Genomic DNA, 17,251 nt, shown 5'->3' with positions numbered 1-17,251 from the left:
GCCAGTGGGCGGCTTTTGCTTCAGGGAGAGCAGCATGCAGATCGAACATCACGACCTCAATCATGAATTTCCGGAATTCAATGATGCCATCAACGCCCTCAAGGCCGGCAATTCGCACTTTGCCAAGCTGTATGCGAGTTACCAGCGCCTGACCGGACGGGTTGAGGATCTGGAAGAACACGACATGCCGGTGGCGGATTTCACCATCGAAGACATGAAGAAGCAGCGCATCAAGCTCAAGGACGAGCTCTATCACATGCTGCTTGCCTTCCGCGCCGGCCAGCAAGCCGCCCAGGCCTGATCCGGGCCGCCGTCCGCACCTGCATCCGGTAAAATCGCCGGATGCATCCTTTGCCTTACTGGCGCCTCGCGGGCTACTACTTTTTCTATTTCGCCTTCATCGGCGCCTTTTCGCCTTATTTCGGGCTCTATCTCCAATCCCTCGGTTTTTCTGCCTGGGATATTGGCCTGCTGATGTCGCAGATGCAGTTGATGCGCATGTTCGGCCCTTATCTCTGGGGCTGGCTGGCGGATCGTTTCGGGCATCGCATGGCGATCATCCGCCTGGCCGGCAGCATCGGCCTGGCCGGCATCACTGCCTTTTTCTGGTTGCAGCAACTGCCGGCCATGCTGGTCGCGATGGCTGTACTCGCCTTTTTCTGGAGCGCCGCCCTGCCGCTCGTCGAAACGCTGACCTTTGATCATTTGCGCGAGGAGCGTGGACGTTACAGCCGGATACGTCTGTGGGGCTCGATCGGTTTCATTCTGGCCGTGATGGGAACCGGTGCCCTGCTCGATGTTGCACCACCGGTCGGCGTGCTCTGGGTGTGTTCCAGCATCCTGCTCGGCATGGCGCTGGTTACCCTGGTTCTGCCCGAGGCCCCGAGCATGGCGCCGGTTCGGGATGCCCTGCCGATCGGCGAAGTCATGCGCCGGCCGCAGGTGCGTGCCCTGATGCTGGCCTGTTTTGCGATGTCGGCGGCGCACGGGGCGTTCTACGTCTTCTTCTCGATTCACCTGACCGCTCACGCCTACAGCAAGACCGAAGTCGGTGCTTTGTGGTCGCTCGGCGTGGTCGCCGAAATCGTCGTTTTCATGTTCATGGCGCGACTGGTCCGGCGTTTTTCCCTGCGCCACATCCTGCTCCTCAGCTTTGCCGCGGCGGTGCTACGTTTCCTGTTGATGGGCTGGGGCGTCGAGTCGTTGCTCGTCATGCTGTTTGTGCAGTTGCTGCACGGTCTGACTTTTGGCGCCTATCACGCTTCGGCGATCGCCGCCGTCAATCAGTGGTTTGCCGGGCGGGCCCAGGGGCGCGGCCAGGCGCTTTACTCGAGTATTTCCTTTGGTGCCGGCGGCTTGCTCGGCGCCCTGATCAGCGGTCGGACCTGGGATGACTGGGGGGCGGGCTGGACCTTCTCGCTCGGTTCGGCCTTCGCGTTGATCGGCTTCCTGCTGGTCTGGCGCTGGGTATGTGGCGATCCGGCGGTCGACGGCCCGACACGGGCAAAAACCGCAGATCCTGTGCCATAATTCCCAGCTTTCCCGCCTCAATAAAGCATTCCATGTCGAAGACCCTTTACGACAAGCTCTGGGAGAACCATGTTGTCCATCAGGAAGCGGACGGCACGGCACTCCTCTATATTGATCGCCACCTGGTGCACGAAGTGACCAGCCCGCAGGCTTTCGAAGGCCTGCGTCTGGCCGGCCGCAAACCGTGGCGCGTGTCGTCCATCGTGGCGACGCCTGATCACAATACGCCGACCGACCACTGGGACGAGGGGATCAAGGATCCGGTATCGCGGCAGCAGGTTGAAACTCTCGACAGCAACATCCGTGAAGTCGGCGCGCTGGCCTATTTCCCGTTCAAGGATCTGCGCATGGGGATTCTCCATGTCGTCGGTCCGGAAAACGGCGCGACGCTGCCCGGCATGACCGTCGTCTGCGGCGACTCGCACACCTCGACGCACGGCGCCTTCGCCTGTCTGGCGCATGGTATCGGCACCTCGGAAGTCGAGCATGTGCTGGCCACGCAGTGCCTGGTGCAGAAGAAATCCAAAACCATGCTGGTTGCCGTCGAAGGCAAACTTGGCAAGGGCGTCACCGCCAAGGATGTGGCGCTGGCCATCATCGGCTCCATCGGCACGGCCGGCGGTACCGGCTACGCCATCGAGTTCGGCGGCAGTGCGATCCGCAGTCTGTCCATGGAAGGTCGCATGACGCTGTGCAACATGGCCATCGAGGGCGGTGCGCGCATGGGCTTCGTAGCGGTCGACGACACCACGATCAATTATTTGCAGGGCCGTCCCTTCTCGCCGCAGGGTGAAACCTGGGACAAGGCCGTCGCCTACTGGCGCACGCTGCATTCCGATGCCGGCGCACAGTTTGACCGCGTCGTCACCTTGCGTGCCGAAGACATCCGGCCGCAGGTGACCTGGGGGACTTCGCCGGAAATGGTCGTCGCCATCGATGCCGTCGTGCCGGATCCCGCCAAGCAGACCGACCCGGTCAAGCGCGAAGGCATGGAGCGGGCGCTGCAATACATGGGCCTCAACCCGAATACGCCGATCCAGAACATTGCCGTCGACAAGGTGTTCATCGGTTCGTGCACCAATTCCCGTATTGAAGACCTGCGCGAAGCCGCCTCCGTTCTCAAGGGGCGTCACATTGCCGCCAACATCAAGCTGGCGCTGGCTGTGCCGGGTTCCGGCCTGGTCAAGCGCCAGGCTGAAGAAGAGGGGTTGGACAAGGTGTTCGTGGCCGCCGGTTTCGAGTGGCGCGAGCCGGGTTGTTCGATGTGTCTGGCAATGAACGCCGACCGTCTGGAGCCGGGCGAACGTTGCGCTTCAACTTCCAACCGCAATTTCGAAGGTCGTCAGGGGCCGGGCGGGCGTACCCACCTGGTCAGCCCGGCGATGGCGGCAGCGGCGGCGATTGCCGGTCGCTTCGCCGATGTGCGGGAAGTGCTGTAAGGGTCTCGCATGCGTAGTCTACTGATTGCACTCATGGCTTGCGGGCTGTTGGCCTGCAATACGGCGCAGGGCGTCAAGAAAGATGTCGCCATCGGTGCCGAGAAGACCGGTGCGGCACTGGAAAAAGGGGGCGAGGCAGTTGGCCACGCCTTGAACAAGACAGGTGAAGTCGTCGGCGGCGCCATGCAGAAGGGCGGTGAGGCCGTAGGTACGGCGCTCAAGAAGTCCGGTGAAGCCGTACAGAAAGTGGTGGAGTAATGGATAAGTTCGTTCGTCTGGATGGTTTGGTGGCGCCGCTCGACCGCAATAATGTCGATACCGATGCGATCATTCCCAAGCAGTTCCTGAAGTCGATCAAGCGTTCCGGTTTCGGCCCGAATGCCTTCGACGAATGGCGTTACATGGATGTCGGTCAGCCCGGGCAAGATTGTTCCGGTCGCCCGAAGAATCCGAATTTCGTGCTCAACCAGCCGCGTTATCAGGGCGCGCAGGTCTTGCTGACGCGTGCCAACTTCGGCTGCGGCAGCTCGCGCGAACATGCGCCCTGGGCGCTGCTCGACTTCGGTTTCCAGGCGATCATTGCCGAGTCCTTTGCCGACATCTTCTTCAACAACTGTTTCAAGAACGGCATCCTGCCGATCGTGCTGCCTGCCGCTGAAATCGAGGCGCTGTTCCAGCAGGTTGAAGCGACGCCCGGCTACAAGCTGGTGGTCGACCTGCAGGCGCAACTGGTCGTGCGTCCGGATGGCTATGGCATTCCGTTTGCGGTCGATGCTTTCCGCAAGGAATGCCTGCTCAACGGTTGGGACGACATCGGCCTGACCTTGCGTCATGCCGAAAAAATCCGCGAATTCGAAGAGAAGCGCCGTATCAACCAGCCCTGGCTGTTTTCTTAGTCATTAGCTATTGGGGGGCTTGAGCTGTTAGTGAGCGGGTATCGCCGGCTTACACTGCTTTTGGCTCAATCCTGAATCCTAACCACTGGATCCTAGAAAATATGAAGATTTGTGTTCTGCCGGGTGACGGCATCGGTCCCGAAATCACGGCCGAGGCCGTGCGTGTCCTGAACTCCCTCGACCTCAAGTTCGAGATGGAAGAGGCTCTGCTGGGTGGCGGTGCGGTTGATGCGACCGGCAACCCGTATCCGGAAGCCACCCAGAAGCTGGCCCGCGAAGCCGATGCCGTGCTGCTCGGCGCGGTCGGCGGCCCGCAGTGGGACAGCCTGCCGCGCGAAAAGCGGCCGGAGCGTGGCCTGCTCGGCATCCGCAAGGATCTGAACCTGTTCGCCAACCTGCGTCCGGCGATCCTCTACCCGGAACTGGCCAATGCTTCGACGCTGAAGCCGGAAGTCGTGGCCGGTCTGGATATCCTGATCGTGCGCGAGTTGACCGGTGACATCTATTTCGGCCAGCCGCGCGGTATCCGCGAGGAAAACGGCGAGCGCGTCGGTTTCAACACCATGGTCTACAGCGAGTCGGAAATCCGCCGCATCGGTCATGTTGCCTTCCAGGCCGCGCAGAAGCGCAACAAGAAGCTCTGTTCGGTCGACAAGATGAACGTGCTCGAATGCACGCAGCTCTGGCGCGACGTGATGATCGAGATCAGCAAGGAATACCCGGATGTCGAACTCAGCCACATGCTGGTCGACAATGCCGCGATGCAACTGGTCAAGGCGCCGAAGCAGTTCGACGTGATGGTCACCGGCAACATGTTCGGCGACATCCTGTCCGACGAAGCCTCGATGCTGACCGGCTCGATCGGCATGCTGCCGTCCGCTTCGCTCGACGACAAGAACAAGGGCCTGTACGAGCCGTCACACGGCTCGGCGCCGGACATCGCCGGCAAGGGCGTCGCCAATCCGCTGGCCACCATCCTGTCGGCCGCGATGATGCTGCGTTACACCTTCGGTCTCGAAGAGCAAGCCGTTCGTGTTGAGAATGCGGTCAAGAAAGTGCTCGCCCAGGGCTTCCGTACCGGCGATATCTACGAGCGCGGTACCAACAAGGTTGGTACCAGGGAAATGGGCGACGCGGTTCTCGCGGCGCTGGCGTAATACCAAAAGCGCCCCGGCGCGTTAAACAGGTTTGACTCGGAGAGTGATGACATGAAGAAGGTTGGTCTGGTCGGTTGGCGTGGCATGGTTGGTTCCGTGCTGATGCAGCGTATGGTCGAAGAGGGCGATTTTGCCCATATCGATCCGGTGTATTTCTCTACTTCTGCAGCTGGCGGCAAGGCGCCGGTATTCGGTGGCAAGGAGGCCTCGCTGCCCCTGCAGAATGCTTCCGATATCGAAGCCCTGAAGGCCTGTGAAATCATCATTACCTGCCAGGGCGGCGACTACACCAAGGAAGTCTTTCCCAAACTGCGTGCGGCCGGCTGGAATGGCCACTGGATCGATGCTGCCTCGTCGCTGCGCATGGCCGACGACGCGGTGATCGTCCTTGATCCGGTCAACATGCACGTCATCAAGGATGCGCTGGCCAAGGGCGGCAAGAACTGGATCGGCGGCAATTGCACGGTGTCCCTGATGCTGATGGGCCTCGGTGGCCTGTTCCAGAACGACCTGATCGAATGGGCGACCTCCATGACCTATCAGGCTGCCTCCGGCGCCGGTGCGCAGAACATGCGCGAGCTGATTTCCCAGATGGGTGCCATCCATTCGTCGGTTGCCGACCTGCTGGCCGATCCGGCTTCCGCCATTCTCGATATCGACCGCAAGGTCGCCGAAACCATCCGTTCCGATGCCTTCCCGAAGAAGAACTTCCGCAACACGCCGCTTGCCGGTTCGCTGATCCCGTGGATCGACGTGCCCTACGAGAACGGCCAGTCCAAGGAAGAGTGGAAGGGCGGCGCCGAGTGCAACAAGATCCTCGGCAAGCCGGCTTTCCGTACGGCGGGTTCGATTCCTATCGACGGTCTGTGCGTGCGCATCGGCGCGATGCGCTGCCACAGCCAGGCCCTGACCATCAAGCTCAAGAAGGATGTGCCGCTCGACGAGATCAGCGACATGCTCGCCAAGGCCAATCCGTGGGCCAAGGTTGTGCCGAATGATCGCGAGATCTCCGAGCGCGAACTGACGCCGGCCGCCGTGACTGGCACGCTGACCGTGCCGGTTGGCCGCCTGCACAAGATGGCGATGGGCCCGGAGTATCTGGCTGCCTTCACCTGCGGCGACCAGTTGCTGTGGGGGGCCGCCGAGCCGCTGCGCCGCATGCTGCGCATCCTGCTCGACGCCTGATGTTGTTATGACATGCAAAACGGGGCTGCGGCCCCGTTTTTAACATGTTGGAATTATGCCTAAGGTCATGTTCTGAGAAGCAGGTTTAGCTTGCATTGCTAAGTCCATGATGTTAATTTGAAACTCCCAAATTCGATGCTCAGGGTTTCGCCGTGACCGAAACTAGCTGCTCCAAATTCAAGAAACGTGCGGTGGTACTTGCTGTCGCCTCATGTTTGTCCGTTGCTCCCTGGTTTGCCGAAGCGGCAGGTCTGGGGAAACTTACCGTTTTTTCCGGGCTGGGCCAGCCCCTGCGAGCGGAGCTCGAGATCGCCGCAAGTCGCGATGAACTGGCTGGCATGACGGCGCGACTGGCGTCGCCGGAGTCCTTTTCCCAGGCGGGTGTGGACTATCCCCAAGCCTTGCGTGACTTGCGTTTCGTCGTCGAGAAACGCGGCAACGGCCAACCTGTCGTCAAGGTCTCCTCGCTGCGGCCGGTCAACGAACCTTTCCTCGATATGCTGGTTGAGCTGAACTGGCCGGCTGGACGTCTGGTCCGCGAATATACCTTCCTGCTTGACCCGCCCGAGATGCTCGCCAAGGGAGCGGTTGGTCCGGTTTCCGTGGCCGAGGCCAAGGTGGTTGAAACGATTCCAGGCGGCAATGCGGCCCTTAATCGTGCCCCGGCTCCGGCCAAGGTGCAGCCGCAGGCGCGGCAAGCGCCTGTTGCCAAGCCTGTGCCCGAAGCGCGCAAGGCCGAGCCGGCTGATTCGCGCCTCGTCCAGTCGGGCGATACCTTGCGCAAGATCGCAGCCGAAACAAAATACGAGGGCGTGTCTCTCGAGCAGATGCTGGTCGGTTTGTTCCAGAGCAATCCCGATGCCTTCATCGGCAAGAACATCAATCGCCTGAAGGCGGGCGCCATTCTGGGTATTCCTGAAAAGAGCGCGGTCGAAGCGGTTTCGGATGCCGAGGCGAAAAAGGTTTATGTCACCCAGTCGGCCGACTGGAACGCCTATCGGCAAAAACTGGCCGCAGCAACGGCCAAGGCGCCTGCGCGTGAAGAATCTGCCAGTCAGCAGGGGGTAACGGGCAAGATTACCGCCAAGGTTGAGGACAAGGCTGCGCCTGCCGAGCAAAACAAGGATCAGGTCAAGGTTTCGCGTACCGAGATGCCGGCCAAGGGAGCGGCTGGGGGCAAGACTGCAGCCAGTGAGGCTGACCTGGTCGCCAAGGACAAGGCCTTGCAGGAAGCGCAAGGCCGCCTGGCGGCCCTGGAAAAGAATGTTGGCGAGCTGCAAAAGCTGCTCGAGTTGAAGACCCAGAAGCTGGCCGAGTTGCAGCAGGCGGGCAGCAAGAAGGAAGAAGTCAAGCCGGCGGAACCGGTCAAGGCTGTCGAACCGCCCAAGCCGGTAGAGGTCGCCAAGCCGGTCGAGCCGGTCAAGGAAGAAGTCAAGCCGGTCGAGGTTGTCAAGCCGGCAGAAGAGGCCAAGCCGGTCGAGGCACCAAAGCCTGTCGCCGAAAAGCCGGTCGAAGCACCCACGCCGCCCGAACCAAAACCGGTCGTTGCGCCGGAGCCCGAGCCGGAAGAACCGGGCTTTATCGATGCGCTGGCCGAAAATCCGCTGACCCTGGTCGGTGGCGGCGGTATCCTGGCCTTGCTGGCCGCTTACTTCCTGGCCAAGCGTCGGCGTCAGCCGGCTGTGTCGCAGGAAACCACGACGGCTCCGTCGCCATCCAGTCTGGGGCCGAATTCGGTCTTCCGGATGACGGGCGGGCAGAGTATCGATACTGGCAACGCTGCGCCGCAAACCGGCGATTTCAGCCAGACCGGACCGGGCAGCATCGATACCGACGAAGTCGATCCGGTGGCCGAGGCCGATGTTTACATGGCCTATGGGCGTGATACCCAGGCTGAGGAAATCCTGCTCGAAGCCTTGCAGAAGGATCCGCAGCGCACGGCAATTCACGCCAAGTTGCTGGAAATCTATGCCAACCGCAAGAGCCTGAAACAGTTTGAAACGCTGGCAAGCGAGCTTTACGCCCAGACCGGCGGTGTCGGTCCGGAATGGGAAAAGGTTTCCGAACTGGGGGCCAGTCTCGATCCGGCCAATCCGCTTTATTCGGGAGGGCATGCCGCTGAGCCGTCTGCTTTTGATGCGGATGCAACGATGATCGTGATGCCGGAAGCGCTGGCCCGCGATGTGCCGCAAGAGTCGTCCGAGCTCGAGTTGCCCGCGGCCATGACGCTTGAAGAGCCGGTCGATGAGCCGGTCGCCGATACCCTGGTTCTTTCCGCGCCGGTTGTCGAGCCGCAGCCCGAAGCCGCTGCGGAAGAAGCTCAGCCGGATACGGTCGACGATGAAATGAGCCTTGATTTCGACATCGGCTTGCCGGTGGTTGAAACGGTCGGCGAAGCCGCTCCGGTGGAAGCGCCGGTTGCGGAGGATGAGCCGGTTTTCGAAGAGCCGTATGTGGATACCGTCGTGACCGGCGAGCCGAATGCCCTTGATTTTGATCTTGGGGCAGAGGGGGCTGCGGCCGCCGCAACGTCAGCAGCGACAGAGCCCGAGCTTCCTGCCGAGCCGATGATTGCCGAAGATGCCGATTTCGGCTTTGATCTCGGCACGGAGCCGGTCGCCGAAGAAATCGATGCGCAGGAAGTTGCTGATGCCAGCCCCGATTTCTCGCCGGAAGGCACGATGGTGATGCCGTCCGGGATGGACGAGGATGCCGCAGTATCGACCTTTGTCGGTGTTGACGGTACGTCGGCTGCATTCATGACTGAGCCGCCGGAACCCGAGCCGGTTGAGCCGCCGATGGCCGATTTCGCTTTCGACATCGGTTCGCCGGCGACCCAGACCATCGTCAATCCGATGATCGACGAGGAACTGGCTGCTGCAGCGCAGGAGTTTGCGCAAAGTCCGGCCCGGATCGAAATCGATAATCCGGAACTGACTGCAACCACGCTGGGCCCGGATGCCGATTCGCTGGAATTCGACGTCAAGCTGACCGATTCGGTATTCCTGGGTCAGCCGATGATTCCGCCGGAGTTCGATATCGGCTCGATCGATCTTGATTTGTCGGCCGAACCGTCGCCGGCTCCGCTCGAAGCTGCCACGCCGGCAGCAGAGCCGGTGCCCGAGGAAGATGTTGCCAAGGACAGTCATTGGGAGCAGGTCAATACCAAGCTCGATCTGGCCAAGGCCTACGAGGAAATGGGTGATCTTGAAGGGGCGCGCGAATTGCTCCAGGAAGTGGTCGGCGAAGGTTCTGCCGATCTCGTCGAGCAGGCACGTGCGATTCTCGGCCGCATAGGCGAGTAAAATCACGGCTTGTGATCGGCACATGGCCCCGCAAGGGGCCATGTGCATTTTGGAGCCTGACTTGCATCCGACTACTGCCCTGATTGCCTGGCTGGCGGCCGTGCTGGCCACCCAGTTTCTTGCCTATGCCGGGCTCGCCGTGCTCGTGCTCGGCCTGTTGCTGGCCCGGCTGACCCTGTGGCGTCCCTGGTTTGCCTATGTCTGGCGCGGCCGCTGGCTGTTGCTCAGCCTCTGGCTGATCCTCGCCTACAACACGCTTGGCGAGGCGCTTGCCGATTTGCCCTGGGCGCCGACTTACGAAGGCATGGCCGAAGCTTCCCTGCAAGCAGCGCGTCTGGTCGCCATGCTCGGCTGCCTGGCCTGGCTGTTCGATCATCTCGGGCGCGACGGCCTGGTCAGCGCCTTGTGGGGACTGTTGCGCCCCTTGCAGTGGTTCGGTTTTGATACAGCACGCCTCGTCGTGCGCCTGTCGCTGGTTCTGGAAAACCTGCAGGCCAGGCCGGAGAAGGGCGCCTGGAAAAAAATGCTGGCTGGCGATCCCGATTTTGCCGGCGGTCCCGCCGTGCTGCATCTGAGTCTGCCGCTCTGGGCGGCGCGCGATACGCTGCTGGTTCTCGCCAGCGCCGGCTTGCTGCTGGGGGCGATCCTGCTATGAGAATCGCCCTCGCCATCGAATATTGCGGCACGCATTTCCACGGCTGGCAGAGTCAGCCCTCCGGCAATACCGTGCAGGATGCGCTGGAGGCAGCGCTGGCAGCAATTGCCGGGCAGCCGGTCGGCGTCATCTGCGCCGGGCGCACCGATGCCGGCGTGCATGCGACGCACCAGGTCGTGCATTTCGATGCCCCGGTCGAACGACCGCTGAGCGCCTGGGTGCGTGGCGTCAATTCGCATCTGCCGGATGGCGTCGCGGTGCGCTGGGCGCAACCGGTAGCCCCCGAATTCCATGCGCGTTTCAGCGCGCGTGGCCGGCGTTACCGCTATCTGCTGATGAATCGGCCGCAACGGCCCGGCCTGTGGCAGGGGCGGGTCGGCTGGTTCCATCTGCCGCTCGATCTGGCCGCGATGCAGGCGGCTGCCGGTCGACTGCTCGGCGAGCACGATTTTTCCGCCTTCCGCGCCGCCGGCTGCCAGGCCAAGACGCCGGTCAAGACCCTGTGGCGGGCCGATGTTCAGCAGCAGGGCAATCTGCTGGTCTTCGATTTCGAAGCCAGCGCCTTTCTGCATCACATGGTGCGCAACCTGGTCGGCAGCCTGGTTTACATCGGCAAGGGCGCGCAGCCGGCAGAATGGATGGACGAACTGCTGCAGGCGCGCGACCGGACCGAGGCGGCCCCGACCTTTTCGCCGGACGGTCTCTACTTCCGCGGCCCGATCTACGAGTCGCACTGGCAATTGCCCGATCCGCAGGACGACTTTCTCGATGGCATGCTCAAATGACTAAAACCCGCATCAAGATCTGCGGCCTGACCCGCGAAGAGGATGTCGACGCCGCCGTGGCGGCCGGTGCCGACGCGATCGGTTTCGTCTTCTATCCGCCCAGCCCGCGCTACGTGACGCCGGCGCGCGCCGCCGAACTGGTCCGGCGCATTCCGCCCTTCGTCGATGTGCTTGGTTTGTTCGTTAACGAGGTGCCGGAAACGGTGCGCGCCGTCTGCGAGCAAGTGCCCATCAACCTGCTGCAATTCCACGGCGACGAGGATCCTGCCTATTGCCGCCAGTTTGGCCGTCCCTATCTGCGTGCAGCGCGGGTGAGGCCGGGGCTCGATCTGGTAGAATTCGCGAGCTCGTTTCCCGAAAGCCGCGGTTTGTTGCTCGATGCCTTCGTTGAAGGCTACGGCGGTGGTGGTCATGTTTTCGACTGGACGCTGATTCCGCCGGGCTTGCCGGGCTTTTTGGTGCTTTCCGGCGGGTTGACCGCTGCGAATGTCGGCGATGCCGTGCGCCGGGTGCGTCCGGCGGCGGTCGACGTCTCGTCGGGGGTGGAAATGGGCAAGGGCATCAAGGATCACGCAAAAATCGCTGCCTTCGTCGCCGCGGTGCGCGCGGCCGATCAGGCAGTCAGCGAAGGATAGGAATATGCGGGAATCGGCGGGTGGCATCACCCGAACCTGTTGGCGGCATTACCTGGCAAATCATCCCTGAAGACGGACGATTCGTCCTTTTTCGTCCAATTTTTCCAGGAGTTTTGCCATGTCCCATACCCCTTATAGCTTTCCCGATGCCCGCGGCCATTTTGGTCCTTATGGCGGCGTCTTTGTTGCCGAGACCCTGTTCGGCGCCCTCGATGAGCTGAAAGCCGCCTACGCCGCGGCGCAGGCTGACCCGGCTTTTCGCGCCGAATACGAATACGAACTCAAGCACTTTGTCGGCCGGCCGTCGCCGATCTATCACGCCAAGCGCTGGTCCGACCTGCTGGGCGGCGCCCAGATCTATCTCAAGCGCGAAGATCTCAACCACACCGGCGCCCACAAGGTGAACAACTGCATCGGCCAGGCCATGCTCGCCAAGCGCATGGGCAAGCCGCGCGTCATCGCCGAAACCGGCGCTGGCCAGCACGGTGTCGCCACCGCAACCGTCGCCGCCCGCTACGGCATGGAATGCGTGGTGTACATGGGCAGCGAGGACGTGCGTCGCCAGGCGGCCAACGTCTATCGCATGAAGCTGCTCGGCGCCACCGTCGTGCCCGTCGAATCCGGCTCGAAGACGCTCAAGGACGCGCTCAATGAAGCGATGCGCGACTGGGTGACCAACATCCACAACACCTTCTACATCATCGGCACGGTCGCCGGCCCGCACCCCTATCCGATGCTGGTGCGCGACTTCCAGAAGATCATCGGCGAGGAATGCCTGACGCAGATGCCGGAAATGGCCGGGCGCCAGCCCGATGCGGTGATTGCCGCAGTCGGCGGCGGTTCGAACGCGATGGGCATTTTCTATCCCTACATCAACGAAGAAAACGTCCGCCTGATCGGCGTCGAAGCTGCCGGTGACGGCGTCGAGACCGGTCGTCACGCCGCCTCGCTGACCGCTGGCGTGCCCGGCGTGCTGCACGGCAACCGCACCTACCTGCTGCAGGACGAGGATGGCCAGATCATCGAGACGCATTCGATCTCGGCCGGTCTGGATTACCCCGGCGTCGGTCCGGAACACGCCTGGCTCAAGGATCTCGGTCGGGCTGAATATGTCCCGATCAACGATGCCGAAGCGCTCGCCGCCTTCCACAACCTGTGTCGTCTCGAAGGCATCATCCCGGCGCTCGAATCCAGTCACGCCCTGGCCTACGCCGCCAAATTGGCGCCGACGCTGCCCAAGGACAAGATTCTGCTGGTCAACCTCTCCGGCCGGGGTGACAAGGACATGCATACCGTGGCCGAAAAATCCGGGATCCAGTTCTGATCATGTCGCGCATTCAACAAGCTTTTGAACGCCTCAATGGCGAAGGCCGCAAGGCACTGATTCCCTTCATCACGGCCGGCGATCCCGATGTCGCACTGACCCTGCCGCTGCTGCACACGCTGGTCGAAGCCGGCGCCGACGTCATTGAACTTGGCGTGCCTTTCTCCGACCCGATGGCCGACGGCCCGACCATCCAGCGTGCTTCCGAGCGCGCCCTGGCCAAGGGCATGACGCTGCGCAAGGTGCTGCAACTGGTCGTCGATTTTCGTCAGACCGATGCGAAAACGCCGATCGTACTGATGGGTTACGCCAATCCGATCGAGGCGATGGGCCTGGAAAAGTTCGCTCTGGCGGCGTCGACCGCTGGCGTTGACGGCGTGCTGGTCGTCGATTACCCGCCGGAAGAGGCGGCCAGTTTCGGTGCCGCGATGAAAGCCCATGGCATGGATCCGATCTTCCTGCTGGCGCCGACCTCCAGTGTCGAACGCATCGAACAGGTCGCTGAAATTGCCTCCGGCTATGTCTATTACGTGTCGCTGGCCGGCGTGACCGGTTCCGGCGCCCTGAATGTCGAGGCGGTGGCTGAACGTCTGCCGCTGATCCGCGAAAAGACCGGCTTGCCGGTCGGCGTCGGTTTCGGCATTCGTGACGCAGCGACGGCCGCCCGCATTGCCGGCATTGCCGACGCAGTCGTCGTCGGCAGCCGGATCATTGAAGAAATTGAAAAATCGACGGCAGAAACTGCCTGTGCCAACGTCAAGGCGTTGGTGGCAGACATTCGCCGTGGTGTAGACGAGGTGAAATCATGAGTTGGCTAGACAAACTGCTGCCCCCGAAAATCAAGCGTGAACAGGGCGTCCAGCGCCGTGGCGCATTGCCGGAAGGTCTGTGGAGCAAGTGCCCGTCCTGCGAGGCGGTGCTGTACGCCACCGACCTGGAAAAAAATCTGCAGGTTTGCCCGAAATGCGGTCACCACAACCGGATCAACGCGCGCGATCGTCTCGATCTGCTGCTCGATCCGGAGGGGCGTTTCGAGATCGGTGCCGAGGTCGTACCGGTCGACACCCTGAAATTCAAGGATTCCAAAAAGTATCCGGATCGTCTGATGGAGGCCAACGAGGCAACCGGCGAGACTGATTCGCTGGTGGTCATGCAGGGCGCCATCAAGAACATGCCGGTGGTCGGCGCAGCCTTCGAGTTCGACTTCATGGGCGGCTCAATGGGTTCCGTGCTCGGCGAGCGCTTCGTGCGCGGCGTCAATGCCGCCATCGAGCAAAAGGCCGCATTCATCTGCATTACCGCTTCCGGCGGTGCGCGCATGCAGGAAGGCCTGTTCTCGCTGATGCAGATGGCCAAGTCGACCGCTTCGCTGACCAAGCTGTCGCAAGCCGGTCTGCCCTTCATCTCCATCCTGACCGATCCGACCATGGGCGGCGTTTCCGCTTCCTTTGCCTTCGTCGGCGATGTGGTAATTGCCGAACCAAAGGCGCTGATCGGTTTCGCCGGGCCGCGCGTCATCGAGCAGACGGTGCGCGAAAAACTGCCGGAAGGCTTCCAGCGTTCCGAGTTCATCCTCGAAAAGGGCGCCATCGACATGATTGTCGACCGCCGCGAAATGCGTGATCAGGTTGCCCGCGTCCTGGCGCTGTTGCAGAAGCTGCCTGCGGCAGCTTGATGCGGGATCGAGCTATCGGGATCGAGGATCGAGTAAATTCGCGCCTGTCCCCGAGCTTGCCCCTGGATACTAGGTAACTCGATCCTATGAACTTAAACGACTGGCTGGCCCATCTCGAAGGCCTGCACCCCAAGGGACAGGCCGGCATCGAACTGGGCCTCGACCGCATTCGCCTGGTCAAGGATGCGCTCGGCCAGACGCAGCACTGCCCGGTCATCATCGTTGGTGGTACCAATGGCAAGGGCTCGACCTGTGCCTATCTGGAAAACATCATCGATCGGGCGGGCTACAAGGTCGGCTGCTATACCTCGCCGCATCTGCTTGCCTATAACGAGCGGATACGCCTGAACGGCAAGTCGGTTGATGATGTCGCGCTGTGTGCTGCCTTTGCCCGTGTCGAGGCGGCGCGCCAGCAGGCCGGCGATGTGGCGCTGACCTATTTCGAATTTGGCACCCTGGCCGCCTGGGAAGTCTTTGCTGCCGCCGGTGTCGAGGCGGCGATTCTCGAAGTCGGTCTGGGTGGCCGGCTCGATGCGGTCAACGCTTACGAGCCGGATGTTTCCATCGTCACCACCGTGGCGCTTGATCATACCGACTGGCTGGGGCCGGACCGGGAAAGCATAGGTTTCGAGAAGGCCGGCATCTATCGCGCCGGCAAGCCGGCTTTTTGTGCCGATCCGAATCCGCCGCACAGCCTGCTCGATCACGCTGCCGCCATCGGTGCCGACCTGCGCCTGATCGGGCGCGATTTCGGCTTCGAGCGGCCGCCTGTCGAAAGCGATGAAAATCGCCTGCAATGGCGCTGGTGGTGCCGTTCCGGCGAGCGCATCCTGAAGCGGGCACTCGCTTACCCCGGTTTGCGCGGCCCGACCCAGCTATTCAACGCAACGGTTGTGCTCGCCGCACTTGAGGCGCTCGGCGACAAGTTGCCGGTGACCATGCAGGCGATTCGGCCCGGTCTGATCGAAACCGAGCTGGCCGGGCGTTTCCAGGTGGTGCCGGGCAAGCCGGCCATCGTGCTCGATGTCGGGCACAACCCGCAAGCGGTCAAGGTGCTGGCCGACAACCTGTCCGGCATGGGCTTTTTCGATCATACGCATGCCGTGGTCGGCATGCTCAACGACAAGGATATTGCCGGCGCGCTGGCGCCGCTCAAGGACAAGGTTGATTTCTGGCATGCAGCGACCTTGACCGGTCCGCGCGGTACGAGCGCCGAAGCGCTGGGTGCCGTGATTGCCGCAGCCGGTCTGGGTGGCGAAGTGATTTGCCACCCTTCACCTGAGGCGGCGATGCAGGCGGCCAAGGGGCAGGCCGGCGAAAGTGATAGAATTCTGGCCTTTGGATCGTTCTACACGGTTGCCGGAGCCCTTCTGGTGCTGCGTAAAAAGCCCTAGGTCATGGAAGATAACGACGCTCAGCTGCAAATGAAAAAACGTGCCCGACGCCGGCTGGTGGGCGCGGTCGCCTTCGTTTCCGTGGTTGCCATCGTGCTGCCCGTGGTCATGGATCACGAGCCGCGTCAGGCCGTGCAGGATGTCGAAATCCGCATTCCCGGGCAGGACGAAAAGCCGTTTGCGCCCAAGTTCGCTGCAGCACCGGTTGAAAAGGCTGGCGAAAAGCCTGCTGAGAAAGCCGTCGAGCCGGTAGGCAAGCCTGCCGCCGAGCCGCTTCCCGTACCCGCAGCTGCGCCGGCCGTTGTGTCGGGCAGCAAGGCACCCGAAGTCGTCAAGGACAAGCCGGCACCGACGCCGGCCAAAGCGCTTGAAAAACCGGCAGAAAAGCCAACAGCCAAGCCGGAAAAATCCCCGGAAAAGGCGCCAGCCAAGAGCGAGAAGCCAGCAGAAAAGCCGGCGGAAAAGCCCGTCGCCAAGAATGACGATGCCAAGCGCGCCGCCGCCATCCTGGCTGGCCAGGCTGCTGACACCAAGCCGGCCGCCAAGTCCGGCGAATATCTGGTGCTGATCGGGGCATTTTCCAATGAAGCCAATGTCAAAACCCTGAAAGCCAAACTGGGCGAGCAGGGCATCAAGACTTTCAGCGAACCGCTCGATACGCCGCAGGGCAAGAAGACGCGCCTGCGCGCCGGGCCCTTCCCGAATCGTGAAGCAGCCGTCAAGGCGCTGGAAAAAATGCAGCATATCGGTGTGTCCGGGGTTGTCGCGGCCAAGCAATGACGATTTTTGACTATGTCGTGATCGGCATCGTCGGCCTGTCGCTGCTGTTCGGTTTGTGGCGTGGCGTGGTTGGCGAGATTCTCGCCCTGGTTGCCTGGGGTGTCGGTCTGTTTGCCGCGATGGAATTTGGTGCTCAGGTCGGGCAGATGGCTTTTACCGGTATCGCTGACCCGTCAATGCGGATGCTGGCCGGTTGCGTGCTGGTCTTTGTCGGCGTGCTGCTGGCGATGGCGCTGGTCCGCATGGCGGTACGCAGCATGGTCAAGGCTTTGGGGCTGTCCGTCTCGGATCGCCTGTTGGGAATGGTATTTGGGCTGGTGCGCGGCATGCTGGTCACCATGGTGCTGGTCGGGCTGGGCGGGATGACGGCGGCGCCGAAGCAGGCCTGGTGGAAGGATGCAACGCTGGCGCAGCCTCTGGAAATAGCCGTGATGGCAGTCAAACCCTGGCTGCCGGACGATTTGGCAAAACGAATTCGATTTAGCTAGGCA

Annotated in this window: 17 protein-coding genes; all 17 read left to right on the top strand. The window is 62.1% G+C overall.

What is annotated here, in order from left to right:
• Window positions 1-34: 34 nt before the first annotated feature.
• The 17 genes from KI612_RS15875 (at window position 35) to KI612_RS15795 (ending at window position 17,248) form a co-directional block, all read left to right on the top strand.
• The gene (locus KI612_RS15875; RefSeq protein WP_226441039.1) at window positions 35-301 is read left to right on the top strand and encodes a YdcH family protein; all 267 of its coding nucleotides are present in this window, start codon (window positions 35-37) and stop codon (window positions 299-301) included.
• Between the two features lie 41 nt (window positions 302-342).
• Window positions 343-1,530: an MFS transporter gene (locus KI612_RS15870; RefSeq protein WP_226441038.1), complete on the top strand. Its 1,188-nt coding sequence runs from the start codon at window positions 343-345 to the stop codon at window positions 1,528-1,530.
• A 32-nt stretch (window positions 1,531-1,562) separates the two neighbouring features.
• Window positions 1,563-2,969, top strand: coding sequence for a 3-isopropylmalate dehydratase large subunit (leuC, locus tag KI612_RS15865; RefSeq protein ID WP_226441037.1), 1,407 nt, complete (start codon window positions 1,563-1,565; stop codon window positions 2,967-2,969).
• A 9-nt stretch (window positions 2,970-2,978) separates the two neighbouring features.
• On the top strand, window positions 2,979-3,227 hold the full coding sequence (locus tag KI612_RS15860; RefSeq protein ID WP_226441036.1) for an entericidin EcnAB: 249 nt from the start codon (window positions 2,979-2,981) through the stop codon (window positions 3,225-3,227).
• Window positions 3,227-3,865 carry a 3-isopropylmalate dehydratase small subunit gene (gene leuD, locus KI612_RS15855; protein ID WP_226441035.1) on the top strand — a complete coding sequence of 213 codons (639 nt, stop codon included), beginning with the start codon at window positions 3,227-3,229 and terminating at the stop codon, window positions 3,863-3,865. The genes KI612_RS15860 and leuD overlap by 1 nt, the downstream gene beginning before the upstream one ends.
• A gap of 101 nt (window positions 3,866-3,966) precedes the next feature.
• Complete coding sequence (leuB, locus tag KI612_RS15850) at window positions 3,967-5,022, top strand: 3-isopropylmalate dehydrogenase (RefSeq protein WP_226441034.1); 1,056 nt, start codon at window positions 3,967-3,969, stop codon at window positions 5,020-5,022.
• Window positions 5,023-5,073: 51 nt separating this feature from the next.
• On the top strand, window positions 5,074-6,207 hold the full coding sequence (gene asd, locus KI612_RS15845) for an aspartate-semialdehyde dehydrogenase (protein WP_226441033.1): 1,134 nt from the start codon (window positions 5,074-5,076) through the stop codon (window positions 6,205-6,207).
• Between the two features lie 215 nt (window positions 6,208-6,422).
• Window positions 6,423-9,512, top strand: coding sequence for a FimV/HubP family polar landmark protein (locus KI612_RS15840; protein ID WP_226441032.1), 3,090 nt, complete (start codon window positions 6,423-6,425; stop codon window positions 9,510-9,512).
• A 61-nt stretch (window positions 9,513-9,573) separates the two neighbouring features.
• The gene (locus KI612_RS15835; protein ID WP_226441031.1) at window positions 9,574-10,167 is read left to right on the top strand and encodes a hypothetical protein; all 594 of its coding nucleotides are present in this window, start codon (window positions 9,574-9,576) and stop codon (window positions 10,165-10,167) included.
• Window positions 10,164-10,952, top strand: coding sequence for a tRNA pseudouridine(38-40) synthase TruA (gene truA, locus KI612_RS15830; protein WP_226441030.1), 789 nt, complete (start codon window positions 10,164-10,166; stop codon window positions 10,950-10,952). Before KI612_RS15835 ends, truA begins: the two co-directional genes overlap by 4 nt.
• On the top strand, window positions 10,949-11,587 hold the full coding sequence (locus KI612_RS15825; protein ID WP_226441029.1) for a phosphoribosylanthranilate isomerase: 639 nt from the start codon (window positions 10,949-10,951) through the stop codon (window positions 11,585-11,587). The genes truA and KI612_RS15825 overlap by 4 nt, the downstream gene beginning before the upstream one ends.
• 118 nt (window positions 11,588-11,705) lie before the next feature.
• Window positions 11,706-12,911, top strand: coding sequence for a tryptophan synthase subunit beta (trpB, locus tag KI612_RS15820; RefSeq protein WP_226441028.1), 1,206 nt, complete (start codon window positions 11,706-11,708; stop codon window positions 12,909-12,911).
• A gap of 2 nt (window positions 12,912-12,913) precedes the next feature.
• Window positions 12,914-13,720 (top strand): tryptophan synthase subunit alpha, encoded by an 807-nt coding sequence (gene trpA / locus KI612_RS15815; RefSeq protein ID WP_226441027.1) that lies wholly within the window; start codon window positions 12,914-12,916, stop codon window positions 13,718-13,720.
• Complete coding sequence (gene accD / locus KI612_RS15810; RefSeq protein WP_226441026.1) at window positions 13,717-14,586, top strand: acetyl-CoA carboxylase, carboxyltransferase subunit beta; 870 nt, start codon at window positions 13,717-13,719, stop codon at window positions 14,584-14,586. The genes trpA and accD overlap by 4 nt, the downstream gene beginning before the upstream one ends.
• 86 nt (window positions 14,587-14,672) lie before the next feature.
• Entirely contained in the window at window positions 14,673-15,980 is a 1,308-nt protein-coding gene (gene folC, locus KI612_RS15805) for a bifunctional tetrahydrofolate synthase/dihydrofolate synthase (protein WP_226441025.1), read from the top strand.
• A gap of 30 nt (window positions 15,981-16,010) precedes the next feature.
• The gene (locus KI612_RS15800) at window positions 16,011-16,760 is read left to right on the top strand and encodes an SPOR domain-containing protein (protein ID WP_226441024.1); all 750 of its coding nucleotides are present in this window, start codon (window positions 16,011-16,013) and stop codon (window positions 16,758-16,760) included.
• Complete coding sequence (locus KI612_RS15795) at window positions 16,757-17,248, top strand: CvpA family protein (protein WP_226441023.1); 492 nt, start codon at window positions 16,757-16,759, stop codon at window positions 17,246-17,248. The genes KI612_RS15800 and KI612_RS15795 overlap by 4 nt, the downstream gene beginning before the upstream one ends.
• Window positions 17,249-17,251 lie beyond the last annotated feature (3 nt).

It is taken from the genome of Quatrionicoccus australiensis (assembly GCF_020510525.1).
Taxonomy (GTDB): Bacteria; Pseudomonadota; Gammaproteobacteria; order Burkholderiales; family Rhodocyclaceae; genus Azonexus; species Azonexus australiensis_B.
Note: the sequence above shows the minus strand (reverse complement) of the source record. Positions and strands in the feature narration are given on the sequence as shown.